Source organism: Helicobacter jaachi, from assembly GCF_000763135.2.
In the GTDB taxonomy this organism is placed as follows: domain Bacteria; phylum Campylobacterota; class Campylobacteria; order Campylobacterales; family Helicobacteraceae; genus Helicobacter_C; species Helicobacter_C jaachi.
This window is the reverse complement of sequence record NZ_JRPR02000001.1, coordinates 323,866-348,965: the sequence shown is the minus strand read 5'-3', so window position 1 is coordinate 348,965 and position 25,100 is coordinate 323,866. Positions and strand designations below refer to the sequence as shown.

At 42.0% G+C, this 25,100-nt stretch carries 24 protein-coding genes; 15 read left to right on the top strand and 9 right to left on the bottom strand.

All coding sequences use genetic code 11. The features are described from left to right. The first annotated feature begins 8 nt into the window (after nt 1–8). Nucleotides 9–488, top strand: coding sequence for a MerR family transcriptional regulator (locus LS71_RS01695; RefSeq protein ID WP_052057736.1), 480 nt, complete (start codon nt 9–11; stop codon nt 486–488). 40 nt (nt 489–528) lie between these two features. Here LS71_RS01695 and LS71_RS01690 read toward each other — a convergent pair whose 3' ends face one another. The 4 genes from LS71_RS01690 to ispG all read right to left on the bottom strand — a co-directional run bounded on the left by LS71_RS01690 (nt 529) and on the right by ispG (nt 4,410). Continuing rightward, a complete protein-coding gene (locus LS71_RS01690) occupies nt 529–1,350 on the bottom strand; it encodes a ferritin-like domain-containing protein (protein ID WP_034352033.1) in 822 nt (273 codons plus the stop codon). Then, entirely contained in the window at nt 1,351–2,559 is a 1,209-nt protein-coding gene (locus LS71_RS01685; RefSeq protein ID WP_034352036.1) for a phosphoglycerate kinase, read from the bottom strand. Nucleotides 2,560–2,661: 102 nt separating this feature from the next. Beyond that, nucleotides 2,662–3,312 (bottom strand): DNA-methyltransferase, encoded by a 651-nt coding sequence (locus LS71_RS01680; protein ID WP_034352039.1) that lies wholly within the window; start codon nt 3,310–3,312, stop codon nt 2,662–2,664. A gap of 27 nt (nt 3,313–3,339) precedes the next feature. Further along, on the bottom strand, nt 3,340–4,410 hold the full coding sequence (ispG, locus tag LS71_RS01675) for a flavodoxin-dependent (E)-4-hydroxy-3-methylbut-2-enyl-diphosphate synthase (protein ID WP_138109790.1): 1,071 nt from the start codon (nt 4,408–4,410) through the stop codon (nt 3,340–3,342). A 73-nt stretch (nt 4,411–4,483) separates the two neighbouring features. On the opposite strand from ispG, the gene hypA reads away from it, so the two are divergent. The 8 genes from hypA (at nt 4,484) to LS71_RS01630 (ending at nt 12,058) form a co-directional block, all read left to right on the top strand. Then, on the top strand, nt 4,484–4,840 hold the full coding sequence (hypA, locus tag LS71_RS01670; RefSeq protein ID WP_034352044.1) for a hydrogenase/urease nickel incorporation protein HypA: 357 nt from the start codon (nt 4,484–4,486) through the stop codon (nt 4,838–4,840). A 12-nt stretch (nt 4,841–4,852) separates the two neighbouring features. After that, on the top strand, nt 4,853–5,305 hold the full coding sequence (locus tag LS71_RS01665; protein WP_052057738.1) for a hypothetical protein: 453 nt from the start codon (nt 4,853–4,855) through the stop codon (nt 5,303–5,305). A gap of 20 nt (nt 5,306–5,325) precedes the next feature. Next, the gene (lpxB, locus tag LS71_RS01660) at nt 5,326–6,507 is read left to right on the top strand and encodes a lipid-A-disaccharide synthase (protein WP_034352218.1); all 1,182 of its coding nucleotides are present in this window, start codon (nt 5,326–5,328) and stop codon (nt 6,505–6,507) included. Nucleotides 6,508–6,618: 111 nt separating this feature from the next. Next, nucleotides 6,619–7,383 carry a glycosyltransferase family 2 protein gene (locus tag LS71_RS01655; RefSeq protein WP_138109789.1) on the top strand — a complete coding sequence of 255 codons (765 nt, stop codon included), beginning with the start codon at nt 6,619–6,621 and terminating at the stop codon, nt 7,381–7,383. Nucleotides 7,384–7,429: 46 nt separating this feature from the next. Further along, the gene (locus tag LS71_RS01650; RefSeq protein WP_034352046.1) at nt 7,430–9,277 is read left to right on the top strand and encodes an LIC_10190 family membrane protein; all 1,848 of its coding nucleotides are present in this window, start codon (nt 7,430–7,432) and stop codon (nt 9,275–9,277) included. A 9-nt stretch (nt 9,278–9,286) separates the two neighbouring features. Further along, the gene (locus tag LS71_RS01645) at nt 9,287–9,943 is read left to right on the top strand and encodes a class I SAM-dependent methyltransferase (protein WP_034352048.1); all 657 of its coding nucleotides are present in this window, start codon (nt 9,287–9,289) and stop codon (nt 9,941–9,943) included. 30 nt (nt 9,944–9,973) lie between these two features. Continuing rightward, nucleotides 9,974–10,426: a GtrA family protein gene (locus LS71_RS01640; protein ID WP_052057740.1), complete on the top strand. Its 453-nt coding sequence runs from the start codon at nt 9,974–9,976 to the stop codon at nt 10,424–10,426. A 600-nt stretch (nt 10,427–11,026) separates the two neighbouring features. Continuing rightward, nucleotides 11,027–12,058, top strand: coding sequence for a hypothetical protein (locus LS71_RS01630; RefSeq protein WP_194145641.1), 1,032 nt, complete (start codon nt 11,027–11,029; stop codon nt 12,056–12,058). Nucleotides 12,059–12,067: 9 nt separating this feature from the next. Here the strand turns inward: LS71_RS01630 and LS71_RS01625 are convergent, their stop codons facing one another. Continuing rightward, entirely contained in the window at nt 12,068–12,946 is an 879-nt protein-coding gene (locus LS71_RS01625) for an EamA family transporter (protein WP_034352056.1), read from the bottom strand. Between the two features lie 209 nt (nt 12,947–13,155). On the opposite strand from LS71_RS01625, the gene LS71_RS01620 reads away from it, so the two are divergent. From LS71_RS01620 to LS71_RS01610, 3 genes are all read left to right on the top strand, one after another. Next, entirely contained in the window at nt 13,156–14,616 is a 1,461-nt protein-coding gene (locus LS71_RS01620) for a sodium-dependent transporter (protein ID WP_194145654.1), read from the top strand. A gap of 85 nt (nt 14,617–14,701) precedes the next feature. Next, the gene (gene ilvD, locus LS71_RS01615) at nt 14,702–16,438 is read left to right on the top strand and encodes a dihydroxy-acid dehydratase (RefSeq protein WP_034352060.1); all 1,737 of its coding nucleotides are present in this window, start codon (nt 14,702–14,704) and stop codon (nt 16,436–16,438) included. Nucleotides 16,439–16,566: 128 nt separating this feature from the next. After that, complete coding sequence (locus LS71_RS01610; RefSeq protein WP_034352062.1) at nt 16,567–17,349, top strand: carbon-nitrogen hydrolase family protein; 783 nt, start codon at nt 16,567–16,569, stop codon at nt 17,347–17,349. On the opposite strand, the gene recJ is transcribed toward LS71_RS01610, so the two are convergent. Beyond that, nucleotides 17,339–18,907: a single-stranded-DNA-specific exonuclease RecJ gene (gene recJ / locus LS71_RS01605; RefSeq protein WP_034352064.1), complete on the bottom strand. Its 1,569-nt coding sequence runs from the start codon at nt 18,905–18,907 to the stop codon at nt 17,339–17,341. The genes LS71_RS01610 and recJ overlap by 11 nt on opposite strands. An 18-nt stretch (nt 18,908–18,925) precedes the next feature. Next, nucleotides 18,926–20,548: a glutamine hydrolyzing CTP synthase gene (gene pyrG / locus LS71_RS01600; RefSeq protein ID WP_034352067.1), complete on the bottom strand. Its 1,623-nt coding sequence runs from the start codon at nt 20,546–20,548 to the stop codon at nt 18,926–18,928. Between the two features lie 144 nt (nt 20,549–20,692). Between pyrG and LS71_RS01595 the strand changes: the two genes are divergently transcribed. Together LS71_RS01595 and prmC are read left to right on the top strand one after the other, a co-directional pair. Continuing rightward, nucleotides 20,693–21,916 carry a M48 family metallopeptidase gene (locus tag LS71_RS01595; RefSeq protein WP_034352223.1) on the top strand — a complete coding sequence of 408 codons (1,224 nt, stop codon included), beginning with the start codon at nt 20,693–20,695 and terminating at the stop codon, nt 21,914–21,916. Further along, nucleotides 21,900–22,730 carry a peptide chain release factor N(5)-glutamine methyltransferase gene (prmC, locus tag LS71_RS01590; RefSeq protein WP_034352069.1) on the top strand — a complete coding sequence of 277 codons (831 nt, stop codon included), beginning with the start codon at nt 21,900–21,902 and terminating at the stop codon, nt 22,728–22,730. Before LS71_RS01595 ends, prmC begins: the two co-directional genes overlap by 17 nt. 6 nt (nt 22,731–22,736) lie before the next feature. On the opposite strand, the gene LS71_RS01585 is transcribed toward prmC, so the two are convergent. Beyond that, complete coding sequence (locus LS71_RS01585) at nt 22,737–23,516, bottom strand: 3'-5' exonuclease (RefSeq protein ID WP_034352072.1); 780 nt, start codon at nt 23,514–23,516, stop codon at nt 22,737–22,739. A 5-nt stretch (nt 23,517–23,521) separates the two neighbouring features. Continuing rightward, a complete protein-coding gene (gene rpe / locus LS71_RS01580) occupies nt 23,522–24,172 on the bottom strand; it encodes a ribulose-phosphate 3-epimerase (protein ID WP_081946202.1) in 651 nt (216 codons plus the stop codon). Here rpe and LS71_RS01575 point away from each other — a divergent pair. Beyond that, on the top strand, nt 24,141–25,076 hold the full coding sequence (locus LS71_RS01575; RefSeq protein ID WP_238700262.1) for a hypothetical protein: 936 nt from the start codon (nt 24,141–24,143) through the stop codon (nt 25,074–25,076). The genes rpe and LS71_RS01575 overlap by 32 nt on opposite strands. Nucleotides 25,077–25,100: the final 24 nt, after the last annotated feature.

The window sequence follows — 25,100 nt, the reverse complement described above, 5'->3', positions numbered from 1 at the left end:
GAGTAAGTATGGCTTATACGATTAAAGAAGTGGAGAAAAAAACAGGTATTTCAGCCCATACGATTAGATTTTGGGCTAAAGAGGGGCTATTTCCTTATGTTGAGCGTGGTGGTGCAGCGAGCGTGCGCTACTTTAGTGATAAAGATTTAGAGTGGGTGGCTATCGTGCATTGCTTGCGCAGAGGTGGGCTAAGCATTGAGGCAATCAAACATTATGTGCATTTGTGCCTTATGGGCGATGAGACTTTAGAGCAGCGGCTTGAAATTATGCAGGCGCAACGGGAGGAGACATTAAAAATTATAGAATCTTACCAAAATGCCCTTGATAAGCTTGACTGCAAGGTGAGATTCTATAAAGATGCTATCGCAAAGCGTGATAGAGATGTCTATAATCCTGCAAAGGATAATAACGCGCTAAGTGATTACTTTGAGCGAGTGCAGGGCTATGAAAATTTTGATAAAAATATGGCAAAAAAGATTGCCAACTAAGCCTACAAGCACACTTTTGGGCTAAGGCTACTTAAAAGATTTAGCCCTGCCCATGAGATTTAACTCCACTTATAAGATTTAATTCTTCTAAACTAAATCCCGCGGCAAGCCTTGCGTCTATGTTTAGAATCTTTGGCATTTGACATAGATAGTTAAACTTTTTAAGAATGGCTATAAACTTTTCTGGCGTGGCATTTGAGCTAGCATATCTCCACCATCTATCGCCTTTTTTGACATGCTCTATCTCATCGCGCAAAATAATATGTAAAGATGAGAGGATATGAGGCGTTACACTATGCTCAAAAGTGGCTATTTTACTCGTAACAAAGGGATTAGCATCAAGCCCATTTGCCTCTAAACCACGATGCAAAAGAGCCATTCGCTCGTACAAATGAGGTGTAGCCACTTGCGCGTCAAAAAGCTGCGTATGCACAGGGAAATCGCCATACTCATAGCCAAGCGATTGCAAGCAAGTGCGCAAAAGCTCAAAATGCTCTGCCTCCTGCAGTGCCACACTTAGCCAATCACTATAATACTCCAAAGGCATATGTCTAAAACGATAGAGCGCATCAAGGGCTAAATCAATCGCGCTATACTCAATATGCACGATAGAATGCAGCACTTTTGCCACAGATTGAATGCTTTTAAGATGTTTAGGGCGGCGGATTTTAGTGGGGTGAGTGATAGTGCAAAATGTAGCATAGGATGGCATTTTGGGCGTATGGAGCGATTGAGAATCCACAAAAGTTATGCGCTCTAGCAGCATTTGCCCATTTTGGCGCAAAACTTGCATTAAAGCAAGCTTAGATTCTATATTGCTTGCTTCTTGAGCCTCAAGGCAAAGGGTAAAAAAATCATTCATTTATTTGCGCTCAAGCACCTCAAATGCAGGCAAAACTTTCCCCTCAAGCAGCTCCAAACTCGCGCCCCCACCTGTTGAGATAAAGCTCATATTATCGCGCTCCCCTGCTTTATCAATCGCATCAGCTGTATCCCCTCCGCCAATGAGACTAAAAGCATAGGTATCGCTTAGCGCGTGGGCTAGATTAAATGTGCCACGTGAAAAGGCTTGAATTTCATAAACCCCCAAAGGTCCATTCCAAATAATAGTTTGAGAATCTCTCACCACTTCACTAAATAGCTTACTTGTCGCAGGTCCCATATCCACTGCCATAAAGCCCTCTGGCACATCTTGAGCGGGCGTGATTTTAATATTATGATGCTCTTTTATATTATCTGTGCTTACCACATCAACGGGCAAATAAATTTTGACATTTTTTTCTCTTGCATGCTCCAAAATCTTGCGCGCTTCGGCTACGAGATTATCCTCTACAAGCGATTTTTGCATATCAAAGCCACAGGCTTTAAGGAATGTATTGCTCATCGCCCCGCCGATGATAATTTTATCCACGACATTAAGAATATTATATAAAAGTGCGAGCTTTGAGCTTACCTTACTCCCGCCAACGATAAGCAGCACAGGCTTCAGCGGATTTGTCATTGCCTTAGCAAATGAATCAATTTCTTTTTTTAATAATAGCCCCGCTACGCGCTCTTTGGCAAATTCAGCAATGCCACAAGTGCTAGCATGCGCGCGGTGGCTTGTGCCAAAGGCATCATTAACATACACATCGCACAAAGAGGCAAGCTTGCTGGATAGCTCTTTGCTATTTTTTTCCTCACCCTCATAGAATCTAATATTTTCTAGCAAAATCACCGCCCCATCGCTGCTTTGCTCTTGGAGTTTTTGCACATCTTCAATATTTTGCCCAAAAGCTATATCACGCCCCAAAAGTCGCTCCACACGCTTAAGCACATGTTTGAGTGAGAATTGCCAATCGCGCTCCTTTGGTCGCCCTAAATGGCTTACAAGCACAATATTTTTAGCGTGATTATCAATGCAGTAATTAATCGTAGGCAATGCCTCGCGAATACGCGTATCATCGCTTATGTCAAAATCCTCGTCCATTGGCACATTAAAATCCACGCGGATAAGCACTCTTTTACCTTGAATATCAATATCGCGCACGCTTTTTGTGTTTTTCATTAACTCTATGCCAGCCTCTTTCATGCCTGCTCCTTTGGATAATTATTTAGATTCTATAAAAGGGATTTTAGCACACATAAAATAACTATTATTCCTGCATTGCTACTCCTATGCTGCTCTTTGCGCTTATTTGGGACTTAAATCACAGCCTATAAAGTTGCGCTCTAGCTCAAGGCAGCATTCAAGCACGCTAAAGCTCCCACTAGCTGGGTCTAGCACTAGCTCACCTTTATGTGTGCAAGATTCTATCAGTGCCTTTTGCAATCCCTTTGGTTTCGCGTGTGGGTGGAGTTTTTGCACATCTGTAGGAATTTTTTCACTCCACACATCACGGATATTATGCGCATACCAAGTGCCTTTAGCCTTGCACGGGGATTTTTGGAGGATTAAGAGATATTCGCTTTGCTTTCTTGTGCGATAACCCATACCCATTTTGCCCTTATCCCAAGTGATTAAATCCACAATTTTTAGCTCTAGCCCATCTATCCACGCTCCAACACCCTCGCACAAATGAAATTTATCAATCCATAGCATAAGATAGCTGCTAGATTCTATCACGCGATAAATTTCTTTTATGAATGCTATAATCGCCTCTTGGCTCATTTGAGCTAGCTCGCTTCTACCCTTTTGCCGCTTTCCCTCATTGCCATATCTCATTTTATCAAGCACACCGCGATACTGCGGGTCAAAAAAGCATAACTTCACGCTTTGAGCAGGCAGATTCTGTAATAAATCTAAGCCATTCATTTTTAGTCTTTTATTATATAAGTGCTGCATGCTTTTTGCCCTGTAAGCCTTAGCCCTTTACGCCTCCTCGCGCTCTTTAGCAAGTGTTTCCACTTCAGCAATAAAGCGCTCCAAAAGCGCATCTTCTTTTAATTTACACAGCACCTTGCCGCCTTTAATAATAAGCCCATCGTGATTGCCAAAGGCAATGGCAATATCAGCGTGCTTCGCCTCACCTATAGCATTAACCGCACAACCCATAACGCTCACTTGTAGTGGGATTTTGATATGCTTTATGCGCGTTTCAACTTCTTGCACCATTTTGACCAAATTTGCCTCTATGCGCCCACAAGTAGGGCAAGAAACAATAGTAACCCCGCTTTTTTGCCGCCCAGAATACTGCAAAATCATACGCGCGACTTTGATTTCCTCTTCTAGCTCGCCAGTGATTGATACCCGCATCGTATCGCCGATGCCCTCCATAAGCAAACCACCTAGTGCCATAGCGCTTTTTACCATAGAATGCGGCAATGTCCCAGCCTCTGTAACGCCTAAATGAAAGGGGTATTCAACCAAAGGGCGCAGCATTCTATACGCCTCCATTGTGCGCAGCACATCGCTTGCTTTTAGTGAAACTTTTAAATTTGTAAAGCCAAAATCTTCTAACAATTTAATATTATAAAGCGCAGATTCCACCATTCCCTTAGGTGTTGCGCCATATTTTTCATCAAATTGCTTCTCCAAACTCCCGCCATTTACACCGATGCGAATGGGTATGCCGCGCTCTTTGCACGCATCTGCCACTGCTTTAATCCTATCTTTTGAGCCAATATTTCCGGGATTAATGCGGATACAATCCACACTTTCAGCCGCGATGAGCGCGTAACGATAGCGAAAGTGAATATCTGCAATTAATGGCAGAGGCGAGATAGCCTTTAGGTCTTTAAGCGCATTAGCATCTTCACCGCAAGACACCGCCACGCGCACCATATCCGCTCCAGCAAAATACAATCTATCTAGTTGGGCTTTTGTCGCTTCAATATCGCGCGTTTTGCTAAAAGTCATACTTTGCACAGAAATGGGCGCATCTCCACCCACAGGCACAGAACCGACAAAAATTTGTTTTGTTTTTACTCTTTGCACAATCAAACCTTTATGAAATTTTTGCTTATTTTATCACTTCTTAGGTAAAATTCCACCCATAACTTGCGCAAGGATAAAAATGCACGAATATTCTATTATCACCTCTTTAATTGAAATGTGTGAGAGCCACGCTAAAGCCAATAATGCTATCTCTGTGGCAAAAGTATGTGTTGCCATAGGTGAGCGCAGTGGCGTGGATAGCGCACTTATAGAAAGTGCGTTTGAAACTTTTAAGCTAGATTCTGTATTTATGCAGCAAGCCAAACTTGAGCTAAGCTATCAGCCAGTGATATTACAATGCCAGCAGTGTGAGCAAAGTTTCCAATCTAGCAATCTTTCCTACAGCACTTGTCCGCATTGCCAAAGCCAAGATGTGATTATTACACAGGGCAAGGAGCTGCATCTTTTAAGCCTTGAGCTTGATATACCATCTTAAAAAAGGACAATTATGAAAAAGCAAGCAAAGCCACTAGCCCAAAAGCTCGATGAGCAGGTGTTTGAAAAACTTTTGAAATATGATGCTAATACACAGAATCTATGGGATATTGTGGGCATTTTTGAGCATGAGCGCGCCAAGCTAAGGCTTGAAGTCGCCCAATATGAGGAGGACATCACAAATTGCAAAACCACGCTTAAAACACTGCGAGAGCAGATTAAAGCCGCTCAAGACATACTAAAAGGCCTTGAAGAGAGGCTTTCCTCAATGCCCACTTTGCCAGCAGATAGCGAGGCTTTGGGGCTAAAAATCACCGAGCTTGAGCTTGAAAATTCCAAACTACGCGTGGAGATAAGGGATTTAAAAAGTGAATTTCAGCTTGAAGAAAATCTCGCGCAAGCGCGCGTAGATTCTAAACATACAGAATCTAGCAAGCCTTCATCTAAAAATGCGCCCAAAGCTTAAAGGCATAAAATTTGAAACCTATAGAATCTACAGAATCCACACTCTCTACACCAGCGCAAAAATCGCTTTTTGTAAGCGCATGCGAGCCTAGCGCAAATGTGCATTTAGCCTATCTTGCAAAGCACCTTGATACATCATTGCGCATTTGTGGAGTGTTTGAACCTGAAGTATTTGCCGATTTTAAACATGCGCAGCCCTCATTTACGCTTAAAGACTTTGCTATTATGGGATTTTTTGATGTGTGCAAAAAGCTTTTATTCTTTAAGCGCGCTGTGCAAGAGATGAGCGAGCTTGCAAAGAGTTGTGATGTCGTGCTTTTGCTTGATAGCTCAAGTTTTAATCTGCCCATCGCTAAGCGCGTGAAACAATCTAACTCCAAAGCGCGCGTGGTGTATTATATCCTGCCTCAAGTGTGGGCGTGGAAAGCGTGGCGCGCTAAAAATATAGAATCTAGCTGCGATTATTTGTGCGCGATTTTGCCTTTTGAGCTAGATATGTATCCGCGCGCCCTACAGGAGCAGCGCATAAAGTATGTAGGACACCCGCTCCTTGATGAAATTACGCATATGAAATCTAAGCCGCTAAGTCTCAAAAATGGCAAAATAGCCTTTATGCCCGGCAGCCGCAGGGGCGAGATTAAGCGAATTTTTCCTATCTTTGCCGCACTAGCAAAAAAGCTTAATAATCCAAAAATTTTAATCCTGCCAAAGCATTTTCAAAAGCTTACCCCGCAAGCGCTCACAGAGCTTTATGGAGAAGCGATAAAGGATTTTGAAATAAGCTTTGATACTAATAGCGCACTTATAGAATCTAGCTTTGCTTTTGTGTGTTCAGGTACTGCCACGCTTGAGGCCACACTCATTGGCACGCCGCTTGTTCTAGGCTACAAGACACGCGCACTTGATGTGCTTATCGCACGTGCATTTGTGCGGCTTAAACACATTGGGCTTGCAAATATTTTTTATAATGCGCTGCATTTTGGGAGTCCAAAAGTGGGCAATATGCAAATTCACCCTGAATTTATCCAATCCCAGCTCACTACGCAAAATTTGCTCAAAGCCTATGAGCAATATGATGTGGAGGATTTTTTCAATAAGGCTATGCAAATCCGCGCGTATCTCAAGCATGGCAGCGCCAAAGAAGTGGGTGCGCTACTTACAAAACTGCTCAATGAAAGCATTGCGCGAGATTCTTATGGCTAGATTCTATAAAATTACAGAATCTACAAGTTTGCAGCACTTGCGCGAATAACTATTTTTAAGTTTATTTTTATTAAAATCGCGCATTTTATTTTATATATTTTAGGAGTTTTAATGGATTCACAATTAGCTAATGGGGGGGGGGCAAAGCAAGATTTATCGCCACATTTATCTGGCGCGAATACACTTCATAAACTCTCAATCATCATTCCTTGCTTTAATGAAAAAGCCACGATAAAAAATATTTTACAAGTGGTGGATAATGTCGCGCTGCCCTATGAAAAAGAAATCATCATCGTTGATGATTGCAGCAGCGATGGCACACAAGACATTCTTAAATCCTTAGAATCTACATATAAAATCATCTATCATACTAAAAATCAAGGCAAAGGTGCAGCCCTTAGAAGCGGCATAGCACAGGCTAGCGGGGATATTGTGCTTATCCAAGATGCGGATTTAGAATACGACCCAAACGAGTATGCAAAGCTATTGGCGCCATTTGAAAAGGGCGTGGCGGATGTGGTCTTTGGCTCACGCTTTGTGAGTGGTGATTCTCATCGCGTGCTGTATTTCTGGCACAGAATGGCAAATGGTATGCTCACCTTGCTTTCAAATATGATGACAAACCTTAATTTGACTGATATGGAGACTTGCTACAAAGTCTTTAGGCGCGAAATCATTCAAAGCATCACGATAGAGGAAAATCGCTTTGGCTTTGAGCCTGAAATCACGGCAAAAATTGCAAAAATTAAAGGCATTAGAATCTATGAAGTGGGCATTAGCTACTATGGGCGCACTTATGAGGAGGGTAAAAAAATTGGCGTAAAGGACGGCTTTCGCGCACTTTGGGCGATTGTGAAATATAGGTTTAAGGATTAATAACTACACAAACTTAGATTCTAAAAATATTTAAGGAGAATAAATTATGGGCTGGTTTATTACCAACTTACTTATTGCTTGCGTGCTTTTAGCGTGGATTGCAAGCGTATATGGCTATGGTGGGTTGGCACTGCATTATTTTACGCGCTATGTAAAGGGAGGGGATATATTTAAAAGCATTTTACCTTTAAAACTACTTGCAAGCGCTCTTTTGGGTGTTTTCTTTTTAAGTTTTATAGTGCAGATTCTAAATTTCTTTTTGCCTATTTCATCATTTATTTCAATTGCCCTCCTTGTGTGCGGTATAGGACTTTTTATTTATTTTTATAGAATCTACTGGCGTGATGTGTGGCTTATTGCGAGTGCGGCTTTTGCGTTTTGTATGGTTGCACCACTTAGTATGATAAGTGATTCTGTGGGTGATAGTGTGAATTATCATATACAAATTGTTACTTGGATACAGCAAAGCCCTGTGATTTTCGGACTTGCAAATATCCATAGCCGACTAGGCTTTAATGGGCTTATTTATAATTTTTACGCACTAAGTGATGTAAGTCAAATTATCCCACATTTAAGGGCATTTATTGGCAATGAAATCGTGTATTTTGGCTTAGCTTTTAGTGGGATTTACATCTTTTTAAAGCGAGAATTTACACATTTTTATTATGTATTTTTGGGCTGCTGCTTATTTGCTTTGCCTTTTTTGATGATGTGGGGTGAGTTTCAAGGGCTTTATTGTGAGGGTATTGGCGCGGTTATGGGTATTTGTGTATTTTCTCTGCTTTTTGCTGGTTTTGAGCGTAAAAATAGCGCAATATTTATCCTTTGCTTTTTTATAAGCCTATTTGCCATAATGGTAAAAATTGCTAATGCCGCGCTCATAGTTAGCGTGATATGCTGCTTTATTGTGCTTTTTAGGGCTTATATTTTTACAAAATCTTTTATAAAAACTTATGTGATTATAGGCATTTGTGCGCTTATTTTGGTGCTACCTTGGGCGATAAAGGGCATAATGACTACAGGCATGATAGCCTCTCCTGCGCCCATTGGCTTTATACAAAGTCTGCCTTGGGCGATGAGTGAGAGTGTAAGGCAAAGTGATGTGTGCTGGATTATGAGCTGGGCGCGCGCACCGGGTAAAGACTGCAGAGAAGTGCTAGCAGATTCTATGTGGCTTATAGATTGGCTTAAAATGAAGCCGCATTATTTTGGCTATTTTAAACATTTTTGCTACGCGCTTTGTGTGTCCTTAATCATTTTTGCACTTGTTAGATTCTGTAGAATCTATGGCGCAAAAGTTTATATAAACGCAAATAGCGCACTAGATTCTATGCCTCGCTTTGGATTTGTGAGTGTGTTTTGCTCTATTTGCATAGGTATTATTTTTTGGTTTCTCACAGGTCCTGACCCACGCTTTGGAATGGTGTATATCGTGCCTTTACTTGGATTTTTCTTTGCCTATAATGTTTGCGCGATAAAAGGGTTTGATGATGGCTTTGTAAAATACGCACTATATTTGCTTTTTCTTATAAGTGTGATATGTTTGTTTAAGTCCGAACGTGCTGCTTTTGTGCTTGTATGGGCGGTTTTACTGCTACTGCCTAAAGGCATAAATTATAGAATCTATGTATCTCTTGCCATTATCTCACAACTGTTAGCTATTCCAAATCTCTATCGCAATCAATATGTTGCTATAAAAGAAATACCAAAGGTGCGCCCTATTTTTATAGAGGAGCAATTTACAGATTATGGCGTTAAAATATATGTGCGTCGTGACAATCCCACTGATAAAACTACACCATATGACTATGAGCCGCGCCCTAGCGGACCTTATCTTATGAAAAATGTAAAAGAGAGCAGCATTGGTGGCAGAAAGGCATATATTATTAAATAAAGGACACAAATGAAAGAAGCGATTTTAGAGCCGCTATTGCGAAAAATGAGACTTGCTAGAGTGCTGCCTTACATACAGAGCTTTGCAAATCCAAAAGTCTTAGATATTGGCTGTGGGTGGGAGGCTAGACTTTTGCGCGAGATTGAGCCTTATATTTCAAAAGGTGTGGGCATCGACTTTAAAGCCCCAAAAATTAGCACACCAAAGCTTGAGACTTTTGCCTATTTTTTTGAACAAAAAGAAGAAATTACAGAATCTAGCCAAAATGCTTTCACTTTTAACGGGGGGGGGGGCAATGCAAATTTATCAACCAAACATTGCCACTTACCTTTTGAAAATGAGGAATTTGATGTGGTAACGCTTTTGGCAGTCTTAGAACATTTAAACCACCCCAAAGAAATGCTGCAAGAAATTGCACGCGTGCTAAAACCAAATGGCATTTTGCTGCTCACTGTGCCTAGCCGCGCGGCAAAACCTGTGCTAGAATTTTTATCTTATAGGCTTAAAATTGTAAGTGAAGCGGAGATAAGAGACCACAAACGCTACTACAACAAGGCTGATTTAGCAAATCTAGCTCACCAAGTGCCAAACCTTTGCTTACAAAAGCATAAATATTTTCAATGCGGTATGAATAATTTTGCCCTCTTACGCAAGGTGCAAGCATAATGCCGAGCATGCAACACAATTGAGCATACTATGAAGCCCGCGCTATCACACAAATGCTACGATTTGCTTACGCACATACGCTCAAAGCAATTTCTTGTGAAATTTGTTAAATACCTGCTTGTTGGCGGGTCGGCAGCACTTATTAATTGGCTTATTTTTTATACTGCCATTACATTTAATATGTGGTATATCTATGCGGGGTTATTAAGCTTTGTGCTAGCAACTTTGTGGAATTTTATTTTAGCTAGACTTTTTATTTTTAAAGCCTCACAGCACTCATTGCTTAAAGAAAGCACGCTAGTGTATTTGGTAAGCCTTGGGGGATTATTAATTGATATAGGCATTTTATTTGTGGGCGTGGATTTACTTGAATGTAATGCCATGCTAAGCAAAATCATCGCCACAGGTGTGGCTTTTATCTTTAATTTTAGCCTGCGCTATGGCGTGATTTATAAATCTCACATCTCACATAAAGGAGCATAATGCAAACTCACCCTACACAAACTTATCAGCGCCTTATAATTTGGGGCTATTTTTTGGCGCTATTTGGCGCACTTTTGTTGTTTTATGGTTATATGTATCCTGTGGTGGTCTTTTGGGGTGATGATTGGCAAATGCTAAGCGGCGAGCCTAGCCTTAGACCAAAGCCGCATTCGTGGATTCCCGCTAGAATCTTGCCCGTGTATTTACAAAGCTTTATAGGCAGCTTTGGCAATTACATAATAACGCCCATTGTAAGCCTTTTTACGCCTATTAGCTTTCTAGATTCTATAAGCCTTAGTGTCGCGCTTATTTGCGCAAGCGCGTTTAGCGCGCTAAATTTTGCACTCTATATACTTACGCGCGCCCTTACACAAAGGCATATATTTAGCCTGCTTTGCCCCACACTTTTCACACTTGGCATTTTTGTGGCTATGCGCGCGCATTTAATGCCACTTGCCTATCCTGCAGATTTAGAAGCAGAGGGAATGGGCTATGTGCTAACTGTTATGTGCTTTTACACACTGCCTTATATCCTTAATCTCTGCCTTGTGATATTTTTCCTGCTGGTGTTTTTGGGATTTGTTACACAAAGGCAATTAGTTGTATTTATTAACGGGGGGGGGGGCGATACTCATATTTTTGAGCCAATTTTCAATGACCACAGCAAGTTACATTTTGGCAAGCTTTGCTGGGCTTTTGCTTTGCTTTACGCTCTATCAACGCCTAAAATTAAAGATTATAGAATCTAGCCCTACAACATCGCGCACTATAGAATCTAGTGTGCCAAAACGCCCTATTACAAAGCACTTTGCAACATTTTTAAGCACTTTTAAGCACTTTGGCGCGCTTGAATACACGCTCCTTGCTATTATCGCACTTTGGGTAAGTGCTGCTATTCTTGATATGGGTAGCGGGAGGGCGCAATATTGTGGTGATTTTCATCTATCAAATGGACTAGCATACGCCACGCATTCACTTCAAAGCACAACAAGTGGCTTTAAAATATTGTGTTTGCTCTGCTTTGCTATTGCACTTTTTGTGGCATTTAGGGATAAAAAATATCGAGTTTTGCTCTATGGTGGCGTGATTTGGCTTGTGCTTATGCTTATTTTTTATACGCTGGTAGTCTCAAAATGCGGCGCGAAATACTACCTTATGAGCGGCTTTTATTTGAGCGTGCTTTGCGTAATGTGCGTGTGGGTGAGCATAATTATTGCTAAAAGTCGCACTTTGGGCTATCTTAGCTTATGCTTTACTCTCATTGCTGCCTTGCAAAGCTCAAATTATTATAAGGAGCGTCCAAGGGTGGCATATCATCATATTAAAAGCTACTCTAGCGCGTGGGTTGCGCAGGCTCAAGCCTTTGACAAAGCCCTAGATTCTAAAAAAGCAGCATCTCATAGCGCAGATTCTATAATTACAGAATCTAGCGGCACACCCTCCGCACAATCCATAGAATCTAGCACACAAAATAAGCCCACAAAGCCAACACTTACAATCACTATCCCCGCCTCCTTTCCGCATTGGCGATGGGAGAGCTGGTTTTTCCCGGGCTTTACGCATACATTGCGCGTATATGGGCTAATCAAAAATGATTTTGACATAATCTTTATGCCAGAGCCTGCGCCATAAATGTAGCCCTTATTTGCGCCCCTGTCGCGCTATAATCTTATAATGCCACCAAAGCGAGATAAGAATAAGGCTAGAGCCTGCGCAAAATTGCCCAAAATGCTCGATTTTCTCACCCCACACCAAATAATTTGCCACAATCGCTAAGGGGATAAGCACATTATTCATAATCGCCAAAACTCCGCTATCCACCGCGCAAGCACCCCTATTCCATAAAAAATATCCCAAACCTGAGGCAATTACGCCAAGATAAATAAGAATAAGCCACTGATATAGCTCTCTTGGGAGATTCTGCGCGTTACCAAAGATTACAAAACTCACTATCCCCACGCACAGCGCGCCCACATAAAAGTAGCCAAAAATATGCTCCTGCTTTAAATGTCCATAAGATTGCATCACATACTTATACGCGCTCTGCCCTATCCCAAAGCACGCATTCGCGCCCTGAATCCACAAAAACCCCACCAAAAAATCATCGCTCACATCACCCATTTTAATAATATACGCCCCAAGAACAGCTAGCGCGATACTTGGCAAATATCGCCAACGCATATTACGCATACATAAATCATAAAATACGCTCACATAAAATGGCGTAAAAATCGTAAATAGCGCCACTTCGTGAATACGCAAATATTTAAATGATTGATAATAGCACACATACATAATGCCAATTTGCACTGCGCCTATGGCAATAAGCGAACATTTAAGCTTCATATCCACGCCCCTCCAGCGCATAAATGGCGCAAATACCAATAGCGCTAGTCCAAATCTTACCACAATGATAAAATAGCTATCCACAGGGTGCGCTACACTGCGCCCAACTAAATAATGTCCAATAAGCGGAAATGAAAACGCCCAAATAATGCTCACAATAACTAAATACCGCACCTATGCTCCTTTTAATATCTGCTATAAATAATTCCAAAAATTTCCATGCATTTAAAACAAAATCCTAGCTTAATTCAGTAATATTTAATAAATCCTTAAGTAATATGCCTTTTTTAAGCGCAGCCTTCATACTCTTATATGCGCTCTTATGGCAAATAATGGACAATCTTTGTAGATTCTATAAAGACACAATATGCAAAAAGGTTAAGATAGTGAATAATTTTAGTAAAATCGGCTTTATCCTTGCCGCTCTAGGCAGCTCTATTGGTTTGGGACATATTTGGCGATTCCCCTACATTGCTGGGACAAATGGAGGCAGTGCTTTTGTGCTGCTGTATTTGTTTTTAGCCCTAACTATAGGCATTGCTATGCTTATTGGCGAAATGCTCATCGGCAATAAAGGTGGGGCAAATGCAGTCAAAAGCTATGAGAATCTAGACCCAAATCCCGCCAAAAGATGGCGCTGGGCTGGGCTTAGCTTAATTGGCGGTCCTATTATTCTTTCATTTTACTCTATCGTGTTAGGCTGGGTGTTTTACTATCTCTTTGTCGTAAGCTTTAGCCTGCCGCACAATATGGCAGATTCAGATGCTATATTTAACGCTCTCTATGAAAAAGGCTTTGTGCCACAACTGCTAGGATTATTGTTTGTTATGGGCGCAACGGCGTGGATTATCTCACGCGGTGTAAAAAAGGGCATTGAAGCGCTAAATCTTATCCTTACGCCATTACTTTTTCTTATCTTTTTTGGCTTATTGCTCTATGCAATGAGTATGCCCTCTTTCCCTAAGGCTCTAAATTTTATGCTAAACACCGACTGGGCAAAAGATAGTATCGCAAGCCTTACGCTTGGCGATATAGCGCAAGCTAAGCAAACCTTAAAGCAAGTATTTAATCTTAATGTCTTAATAGATTCTCTAGGGCAGGTATTTTTCTCACTCTCCCTTGGTATTGGCATTATTATCACTTATGCAGCCTCCTCCGCACCCAATCAAAATCTCCTTAAAAGCTCTCTATGGGTGGTGCTTTCTGGCATTGTAATTGCTATCATGGCAGGGCTTATGATTTTTACACTCGTATATGAATACGGCGGCGAAGTGGGCAGCGGCACAGGACTTATTTTTAAAACACTGCCCGTTATGCTCTCTCACCTCGGCATTTGGGGAAATATCATTGCATTTCTTTTCTTTGCTGCATTTAGCTTTGCAGGCATTACTTCGACCATATCGCTTTTAGAACCTGCTGTGATGTATGTGTGTGAAACCTACAAATGGAGCAGAGCAAAAGCCACTTGGACGCTTACTCTTGCCATTGTCCTGCTTGGTATAGTGATTATTTGCTCCATTTGCACGCCTGCAAAAGATTATCTCACCTTTAAGAGCAAATCACTTATGGATATTATTGATTTTCTCTCTGCAAATGTGATTATGACGCTAGGGGGTCTTGTAGCAGTGATTTTTGTGGGCTGGGTGATACCAAAAACGCGACTAAAGGAATTTAGCGCTTCATTTTTTAATAATTTTGGCTTTAGCGTGTGGTATTTTATCGTGCGCTATGTTGCTCCATTTATTACAGCCATTATCCTTATAGCCGTGTGCGTGAAGTTTTTCACAGGGCAAGATGTGATTTCACTCCTGTTTGAAGATGCTCCAGATTCTCTCTCACAATAATTTGAGCCATTTATAAGAATCTCAATAAGTTAGCCTATAATACGCGCTTAGCACAAAATAAGGGCAACGACATAAGGAGGAGTGTATGCGAAGTGATATTATTAAAAAAGGCTATCAAAGAGCGCCGCACAGAAGCCTTTTGCGCGCCACAGGTCTAAACGATAGCGACTTTGAAAAGCCCTTTATCGGCATTGCAAATAGCTATATTGACATAATTCCGGGGCATTTTTTCCTAAATCATTACGCAAAAATCGTGAAAGATGAAATCCGCAAGGCTGGCGCTGTGCCTTTTGAATTCAACACGATTGGCGTTGATGATGGCATTGCGATGGGGCATGATGGCATGCTGTATTCGCTGCCTAGCCGCGAGCTAATCGCTGACTGCATAGAATCTGTGATGAACGCGCACGCGCTGGACGCCATGCTGTGCTTGCCAAACTGCGATAAAATCGTGCCCGGAATGCTTATGGGCGCGCTGCGTGTGAATGTGCCTGCGATTTTTGTAAGCGGCGGTCCTATGAGGGCTGGGCAGCTTAGTGATGGCACAATTTTGGATTTAAGCTCGGCTTTTGAGGCGGTGGGCGAGTTTGCACAGGGCAAAATCACAGAATCTAGACTGCATGAAATCGAGTGCAAAGCCTGTCCGGGCGGGGGCTCTTGCAGTGGCATGTTTACTGCAAACTCGATGAATACGCTATGTGAAGCCATGGGCGTGGCACTCCCAGGAAATGGCACAATCCCGGCTTTAACGCCTGAGCGCGAAGAGCTACTGCGTCGTGCGGCAAGGCGAATCGTAGAAATCGCGCTAGATTCTAATTTAAGCGAAAAATTTAGATTTCGCAATATTTTAACCAAAAAAGCCGTGCATAACGCATTTGTCGTGGATATGGCGATGGGGGGCAGCACAAATACCGTGCTACACATGCTTGCAATCGCTAAGGAGGCAGAAGTTGATTTCAACTTAGAATCTATCAATGAAATCGCCCAAAATGTCGCACATATCGCTAAAATCGCCCCGGCGTTAAGCACTATTCACATGGAAGACATTAATCGCGCGGGGGGCGTGTCTGCCGTGATGCACGAAGTTTCAAAGCGAAATTCGTCTCGCACGCACGAAATTTCAACACCAAACACAGAATCTAATCCCATAATTCACCTAGACGCCCTTACCATTACCGGCGAGACTTTGGGGGAGCGCATAAAGGAAGCGGCGATTTTAGATTCTAATATTATCCATAATAATGAGAATGCTTACTCGCAATTTGGCGGCTTAAAGATTTTGTATGGCAACATCGCAAAACAGGGCGCGGTTTTGAAAGTCGCCGCCGTTGATGAATGTATGAAAGAGTTTAGCGGCAAGGCAGTGTGCTTCAACAGCCAAGATGACGCGCTTAAGGGAATCGCAGGGGGCAAGGTGAAAGCCGGGAATGTCGTAGTCATTCGCTATGAGGGACCAAAGGGCGGTCCTGGAATGCAAGAAATGCTTGCGCCCACGAGCCTTATCATGGGCATGGGGCTAGGGGATAGCGTGGCGTTAATCACTGATGGGCGATTTAGCGGGGCTACGCGCGGGGCGTGTATTGGGCATATTAGCCCTGAAGCGGCTGAAGGTGGCGAAATCGCACTTATTGAAGATGGCGATATTATCGATATTTCGGTATCTCGTGGCACTTTGGAATTAAGAGTAGATTCTAAGATTCTAGAAAAAAGACGCAAAAATTGGCAGCCAGTGAAAAAAAACATCAAAAGCAAATGGCTAAAACGCTACTCCCTATTAGTCTCAAACGCCTCTAGCGGCGCCATTCTAAAAACGGAGCTTTAGATTCTATAATTTAGTGCAGGGCAAAACTTATGCTACAATAACGCCCTTAATAAGCTTAGCTATTGCAAATAGTTATCACAAATTTAGCGCATTGCGCGCTTAAATGTTTTAAATTTTAAGGATATTGTATGAATATTGCCCTCCTGCAGCTTCCAGAACTTACAGCGCCATGCACACCGCTACTTGAGAAATATTTTCAAACTTGCAAAAAGCAAAAAGTGCAGATTGTGGCATTTGGCGAGTATATTTTTAATCCCTTTTATCACAAACTTTGCGCGCATAAGCCAGCTGCTCAAATTGCCCACACAAGCGCGCATACGCTTGATATACTCCATACGCTCTCCAAAGCACATAAGCTTGATATCATCGCGCCCATCGTGCTTGAGAAAGAAAATAAACTCTACAAAACTATAGCGCTCATTCAAGGCAGCAAGTCGCGCTTTTACTATCAGCAGAGGCTTATAGCCTATCCGCATTGGAATGAAAAGGCATTTTTTGCTAACCCCACGCCAAAGCACCCCAAAACGCCGCTTATTTTTAAGAAAAATAACTTTAAAATCGCTGTAATAGCAGGATTTGAAGTGCATTTTGATGAAATATGGCTTAAACTTAAACAATCCCAAGTGGATATAGTGATTTTGCCTTGCAGCAATACTTTTGCCTCCAAAATACGATGGCGGCGATTGTGTCAAATGCGCGCCTTCACAAACTCTATGGCGATTTTGCGCATTAATCGCATAGGCAATGAGCATTATGAGAAACTTGATTGGCAGTTTTATGGCGATAGTCTTTGGATTGACGCAAATGGCGATATTGAGGAGAGTTTAGGCGATAAGGAGGGCATGCTGCTTGCAAGCCTTGAGCTTAAGCACCTTAGAGCATTGCAGCAAGAATGGGGCTTTAGGGCATAAAATCCTTAATTTTTAGCGTTGGCATACCGCTAAAATCATCGCGTATAAGCTCAAAACTCACATTTGCGCTTTGCCCTATTTGGCGCGGGTGTGGTGCGAAAAACTCTATGGCGCGCAAAGTGATATTATTGCGCTTATCTTTTAATGTGTAGCTAAAATGCGCACCTGCTTTGCCTAGAGGCTTTATAGATTCTATATTTAAATCCTCACACACAAAAATAGGCTTAGGATTCCCACAGCCATAAGGCTCAAACGCCTCGCATATATCTAATAGCTCCATATCAATATCACAACTCTCAAGCACGCCCAAAGCCGCGCTCTCCTGTGTTTCCTCTGCATACACAAGCGTAGATTCTAAAGCCTGCACAAAATCTTGTATATGCTGCACCTCTAAACTCAAACCCACAGCGCCGCTATGCCCACCAAAAGTGAGCAATATCTCACTAAGTGGCGTAAGGCTTGCGATGAGATTAAGCTCGCCATTACTGCGCCCGCTACCTTTTAGAATCTGCTCATCTTGGCTTAAAACAAACGCGCTTTTCCCCATCTCTTGAGCAAGTTGCGCCGCCACAATGCCTAGCACGCCCTCATGCCAGCCTCTAGCATAGCTTATAACAAAATGCTTAGATTCTATAATATTTGCGCGCGCGGATTCTAAAATCATCGCTTGCAGTGCCTTGCGCTCACTATTTAGGCTACTCAAACGCTCATAAGCAAGATTAGCCGCGCTTATACTTGGTGCAAGCAAAAGCTCTAAAGCAAGATTAGCATGCGCTATGCGCCCAGCGCAGTTTAAAAGCGGCACAAGGCTAAAGGCAAGATTTTGAGCATTTAACATTTTGCACTTTGCGCGTGTGAGGCTAGCAAAAGGCGTAGATAAGCTCTTAAGGCGCTTTATGCCACTTTTTACAAGCATACGATTAACCCCTACAAGCGGCATAACATCGGCAATCGTGGCAATGGCTAAATATTCTAAAAATATGCTCATATCTATGTTGGCTTTTAGAATCTGCTTGAGTGCGGCGCAAAAATACCATGCCACCACTGCGCCACAAATTGCCTTTGGCTCAAAGGTGCATTGTGGCAAATAAGGATTTATAATCACGCTCGCTTCAGGCAAGGTATCTGTGGGCGTGTGATGGTCAGTAATAATGAGCGCTACACCCCTTTGCTTACACCAAGTAGCCGCGCTTAGCGCGGTTATGCCATTATCTACGCTTATGACCACAGCGGCATTATGAGCGTATTTGTCTAAAAGCGCGGCACTCACGCCATAGCCATCTTCAAAGCGATGAGGGATAATAAGCCTAAAATGCGCATAGCCTAAATGCTCAAAAAACTTTATCATCACCGCACTCGCGCACACACCATCAGCGTCATAATCCCCAACGACTAGAATTTCTTGCCCTTTTTGCATAGCCTCACTCACTATCTGCGCGCCTTGTAGGGCAAAGGTAAGGCTTGAGGGCAGTGGCAAATCGCGCAAGGAGTGAATGCCAGATTCTATATCACGGCTTTGTAAAAGCGCGCGCAGGCTTTGTTTATTGAGCTTTTGCATACTTACTTTTACGCCGCTTTAAGCTTTTTTATGGGCTAAAGTATGCTTCACAAAATCTAGGATAATGGGATTTGGATTTTGCAATCTTGAGGTAAATTCGGGGTGAAACTGCACGGCTACAAACCACGGGTGATTTTTAAGCTCAATAGATTCTATAAGTCCATCGCTTTCACCGCTAATAATCATACCTTTATCCTCAAAAAGCGTGCGATAGCATGGATTTGCTTCATAGCGATGGCGATGTCGCTCTCTAATGAGTGATGTGCCGCCGTAAGCCTTAAAAAGCTTAGTATCCTTTTTAATGTGGCATTCATATTCGCCTAAGCGCATAGTCCCGCCCATAGGGGAAATATGCGTGCGTAGCTGCTTATTGCCCTGTGTGTCGATAAAATCCTCAATCAAATACACTACCGGCTCTGTGGTATGGGGGTCAAACTCTGTAGAATTTGCCTCTTTTATGCCAAGCACATTGCGCGCAAACTCAATGAGAGCAAGCTGCATACCTAGACAAATGCCAAGCATGGGGATATTATGTATGCGCGCATACTTTATGGCCTCTAACTTACCAGCAATGCCGCGCTCACCAAATCCGCCGGGGATAAGGATAGAATCTACATCATGTAAGAGTGAAAGATTTTCGGCTAACTCCTCACTATCAATCCATTTGATATTCACGCGTGTATCGGTATTTGCCCCTGCGTGAATAAGAGATTCTATAAGGGATTTATATGATTCTTTTAAGCTTAAATATTTCCCCACAAAGCCAATGGTGATTTGAGATTTTGGAGCGATAATTTTTTTAACCAGCATATCCCAATTATCCATTTTAGGTTTTAGCTCGCCTAGCTCCAAAAATCTCGCAATAGGCGTTAAAATACCCTCCTCTAAAAAATTAAGCGGGCATTTATAAATACTTTCTGTATCTTCAGCCACAATCACGCTATCATCATCTACATCGCAACTCATGGCTAATTTGCACTTTAACTCCTTATCAAGTCCCCTCTCACAACGCGCCACTAGAATCTGCGGTGAAATCCCTATACGACGCAACTCCTGCACAGAATGCTGCGTGGGCTTAGTTTTTAGCTCACCAGCAGCGCGCACAAGGGGAATAAGCGTTACATGAATAGAAATGACTTGCTTGCTGCCTAGTTCATGCTTCATTTGCCGCATTGCTTCTAAATAGGGCATTCCCTCTATATCGCCAACCGTCCCACCTAGCTCCACGACCAAAAAATCACTTTCACTTCCTGCGAGCTTAATGCGAGATTTAATCTCATCAACAATATGTGGCACGATTTGAATGGTTTTGCCCAAATACTTGCCCTTGCGCTCATTTTCAATCACAGACATATAAATCTGCCCTGTAGTAAAATTATTAGTCTTATAAAAATTCTTATTCAAAAATCGCTCATAATGCCCTATATCTAAATCTGTTTCCGCGCCATCGCAGGTTACAAACACTTCTCCATGCTCTAAAGGACTCATTGTGCCTGGGTCTACATTAATGTAGGGGTCAATTTTAAGAATAGACACGCTATATCCGCTGTGCTGAAGTAAAGTAGCAATTGATGAAGAGGTAATGCCCTTGCCAAGCGAGCTTAGCACACCTCCTGTTACAAATATATATTTCACTGACATCATGCAATCCTTGCTCAATTTTTGCTCTAATGATAATAAATGAGTGGTTAAAAGCTCGTTAATTTACCTTTTTTTGTGATTTCTGCCTTATGATTTTGCCGCGTAATTCATAAGTTTATTACATATCTTAAAGGAGTATAAGTGATATTATTTATATTTATTGGATTATTTGTGTGTTTATATGCGCTACCAAGCATTACACTCGCACTTTTGCAAATAAGACACATTAAAAAAGAATTACAAAAACCAGCCATTTTATTAGAATCTGAAGATTATTTGCAAGCAGGGGCGTATGCCATTGCCTCACTACGATTAAATATCATCTCCACTTTGCTTGAGACTATCCTTTTTAGCGCGTGGGTGTGCTTTGGCTTAAAGCTTTTAAATCATGAGCTCACACTGCTCTTTCCCCAAACGCTTAATCCCCTATGGCAAGGTGTGGCTTTAATTTTAAGCTTTGTGCTGCTTGGGAGCATTATCGAGCTGCCTTTGTCTATTTATAAAACTTTTGGACTAGATAAAAAGTTTGGATTTTCAAAGCAAAGTCCGCAGCTTTTTATGATTGATTTATGCAAACATCTGCTTTTAAGCCTTATTATTGGCGGCGTTATTGCGGCTTTGCTTATTCTTATTATCGAAAATGTCGCGCTGTGGTGGATTGTGGGATTTATTGTTTTACTTTGTATAGTGATTTTAGCAAATCTCATCTACCCCACACTTATCGCCCCACTCTTTAATAAATTCACTCCCCTAGAAGATGACAATCTCAAAGCTCGCATAGAATCTTTACTCAACACCATAGGCTTTAAAAGTAATGGCGTGTTTGTCATTGACGCAAGCAGGCGCGATGGACGATTAAATGCGTATTTTGGCGGCATTGGCAAAAGTAAGCGAGTGGTGCTATTTGATACTTTGCTAGACAAAATTAGCGCCGATGGGCTTATTGCTATTTTAGGGCATGAGTTAGGGCGTTTTAAACACAAAGATATATTAAAAAATATTTTAATCATTGCTTGCTTGCTTTTTGTGCTATTTTTTGTGGTGGGGCATTTGCCTGCAAGCCTTTTTAGCGCACTTGGGCTAGCGCAAAATGGCGCGGGAGTGATTATTGTCATGCTGCTTATATCGCCTGTGCTTACCTTTTGGTTTATGCCATTGGTGGGATATTTTAGTCGCAAAGCAGAATATGCTGCAGATGCTTTTGGTGCGAGCTTATCAAGCAAGCATTGCCTTGCAAATGCCCTTGTGCGCCTTGTGAATGAAAATAAAAGCTTCCCAAGCTCTCACCCTGCTTATATTTTCTTTTACTACACGCACCCTCCACTTTTGCAGCGCCTTAAAGCCTTGGATTATGACATACAGCATTGATAGAATCTTATTAGATTCTATTGCTAAGCTGACTAAAGCGCCATTTGCGCTTAAAGCGCGCTATGAAAGCGAGCTACTCCTATCCTTTGTCTTAAATAAACCTCGCGTGTTTTTGCACGCCCATAGCGAGCAAATTATAGAATCTAGCCTAGCAGAGCAGTTTTTTTTACTCATTAATGAGCGCGTAGAAGGCAAGCCCATTGAGTATATAACGCAGAGTGCGAACTTTTATGGGCGCGCATTTTATGTAAATCCCTCCGTCCTAATCCCGCGCCCTGAAACAGAAATATTAATCGACACAGCAAGCCATATCATTAAAAAACACAATATTAAATATATCGCAGAAATAGGCATTGGTTCGGGGATTATTACTGCTACATTAGCGCTCCTGCACCCACAATGCGTATTTTTTGCCACAGATATTTCAAGCGCTGCCCTTGAAGTAGCGCACAAAAATATTGCTACACACGCTCCAAATGCACAAATTGAGCTGCAGTGCGGCTCGCTGCTTGCAGATTCTATAAAAAAATGCGAACTTATTGTGAGTAATCCGCCCTATATTAGCACAGACTATCCCATAAGCCTGCCGCTTTCTTTTGAGCCAAAAATCGCGCTTTTTGCAGGGAGTGAGGGCTTAGATGTGCTGCAAGATGTGATTATAGAATCTAAAGCCCGCCGCGCTAGGCTTATTTGCGAAATAGGCTATGAGCAAAAAGACAAGCTCTTGCCCCTGCTTAAAGACGCCAAAGAAGTGCAATTCTATAAAGATTTGAGCGGTTTTGATAGGGGATTTAGTGCGAATTTTGGGGATTAGCGCGATTTATATTGAGTGCTGTGCATAGCCAATGCGCCCTTTTGAAAAATCAAGCAAATCCTGCACGCTTTTAACATACAAAGGCAGCATACAGCACGCCACTTCAAATACTTTAAAGCTTGTGAGCGCATCAGCATACGCGCGGTGGGCAATGGGTGTATTAATACCCAAAAATGTATTTAAATACGACAACGCATAGCGCGTAGTAAGAATGGTCTTTCTAGCCAAATCAATCGTGCAAAGCTTAGGATTTAATAGCCCAAAAAGCCCGCACTGACGCAAATGATAATCCAAAAAGCCATAATCAAAGCTCACATTATGCGCCACAAACACCCCATCATCTAAAAAATCTCTAAAACGCCTTAATACCACTTGCTTAGGCGGCGCTAGGGCAATATCAGCTTGCGTAATACCTGTGAGCTGCGTGATATTCTCTGGCACGATGCTAGCATACACATAGCTTTCAAATCGCTCAATAATTTCGCCATTGCGCACTTTAAGCGCGCCAATCTCTATAATCTCGCAGCTTTGAGGCTTTGCGCCATTTGTCTCAATATCCACAAATACCAAATCACACTCCTGCCATAGCCTGTGCGTGGTATTAAGGCTAAAGTAAATCTTGCCATCATATTCTTGCTTGCATATAGGCGCACCCGCACCTTTGAGCAATTCTAATTCAGATTCTATATCTGCATAAAGTCCGCCAATATTTTTCACATACATATAAAATTGCTGCTCGCTTAGGGGCATTTCACGCATTTTCTCAAACAGCTGGGAATAAGTCATAGAATCTAGCGCAAAGACGCAATAGCTTTGGCGTAATCATTTGAACTAAAAATAAAGCTCCCCGCCACCACCATATCAATCCCTGCATTTTTTAAAGCAGCAATATTTTTATCACTCACCCCGCCATCAATTTCTAAAAGGCATGCAGGATTAAGCCTATCGCGCATAATTTTTAGCCTTTTTAATTTCTCTAAACTCTGCGGGATAAAGCTCTGCCCACCAAAGCCCGGATTTACGCTCATAAGCAATACTAAATCAATATCTGGCAAGATATATTCTAATAACTGCTCGCTCGTGTGGGGATTAAGTACCACGCCTGCTTTTATGCCATTATCTTTAATATGCCAAATAAGTCGGTGCAAGTGCGTAACTGCCTCAATATGCACGCTTAAAAATGCTGGCTTTATATCCATAAATAAATCCACAAAAAATGGCACATTTTCTACCATAAGATGCACATCAAGCGGCTTAGTAGCGTGATTTGCGATACTTTTTACAATATCAGGTCCCATGGTTAAATTTGGCACAAAATGCCCATCCATTACATCAATATGCACAAAATCACAGCCCGCCGCGCAAACGCGCTCCACCTCATCGCCTAAGCGCGCAAAATCCGCTGATAGCATGCTAGGAGATACAAGCACTTGCTTTGCCATTATTATCCTTCAAATTATAGAATCTAGCCTTAAGAAAAAAGTTGATAGGCTGCATAAGCAGATTATAACTTTATACTTTAGGCGGCGCAGGGCAATTCACTTGCCCAGAGATAAGACCACGCGGCTTTTTATAAAAAAGCAGCAGCGTGGCGTTATAGAATCTAGCCGCCATTGTAACACAATCATTTTGTATTGCACTTTAAGGAATGCTATGCGCGCTTATAAATTCTATTGGCTGCTTTCTCCCTTTGTCCCTACTCTCATCTATCCGCGCGCACTTTTGCCAAAGCCGCCCGCTCTTTTTAAACCCTATGGGATTAATATCCCCGCACAAAATACAGAATCTAAAAATATAGAATCTAGCCTAGATTCTATAAAAAATTATAAAGCCATTGTGATTTTTGTCGGTGGATTTTGTGATACGATTATTAGGGCTGTGTATAGGGAGTTTGCGCATTTTGATGAAGCACATGTGATAAAAATCTATGTAAGCTTTAAATGCACGCATCTCTTTACTTCTTCGTGGCTCTCTATGCTCAATCAAACGCAGTTGCCGCTTTTTATTATCGCGCATTCTTGGGGGGCTAGCAATGTGCATAAAGCCTTGCAGAAAAATCTTTTTGCTCCTACCCTGCACTACTTACTTACCCTTGATGGCGTGGGATTAATAAAGCCCAAAGCGCGACTTTTAAATGTGCAAATATGGGAAAATGTATATATTCAAGATAAGCTTAATAATCCGCGCCGCGTAAATCTCATAGCCCTACTTGGTAGAGCGTGGGATAAACTAAATGTGAGTGATTATAATGCTAGCCTCTCACGCCCTTTTCACCATGCAAGCATTCATCAAATGATAGCCCACTCGCATTTTTACAAAGAGCTAGCAAAAATATGCAAAGCTTAATCCTAAAATGTTATAATCGCGCTT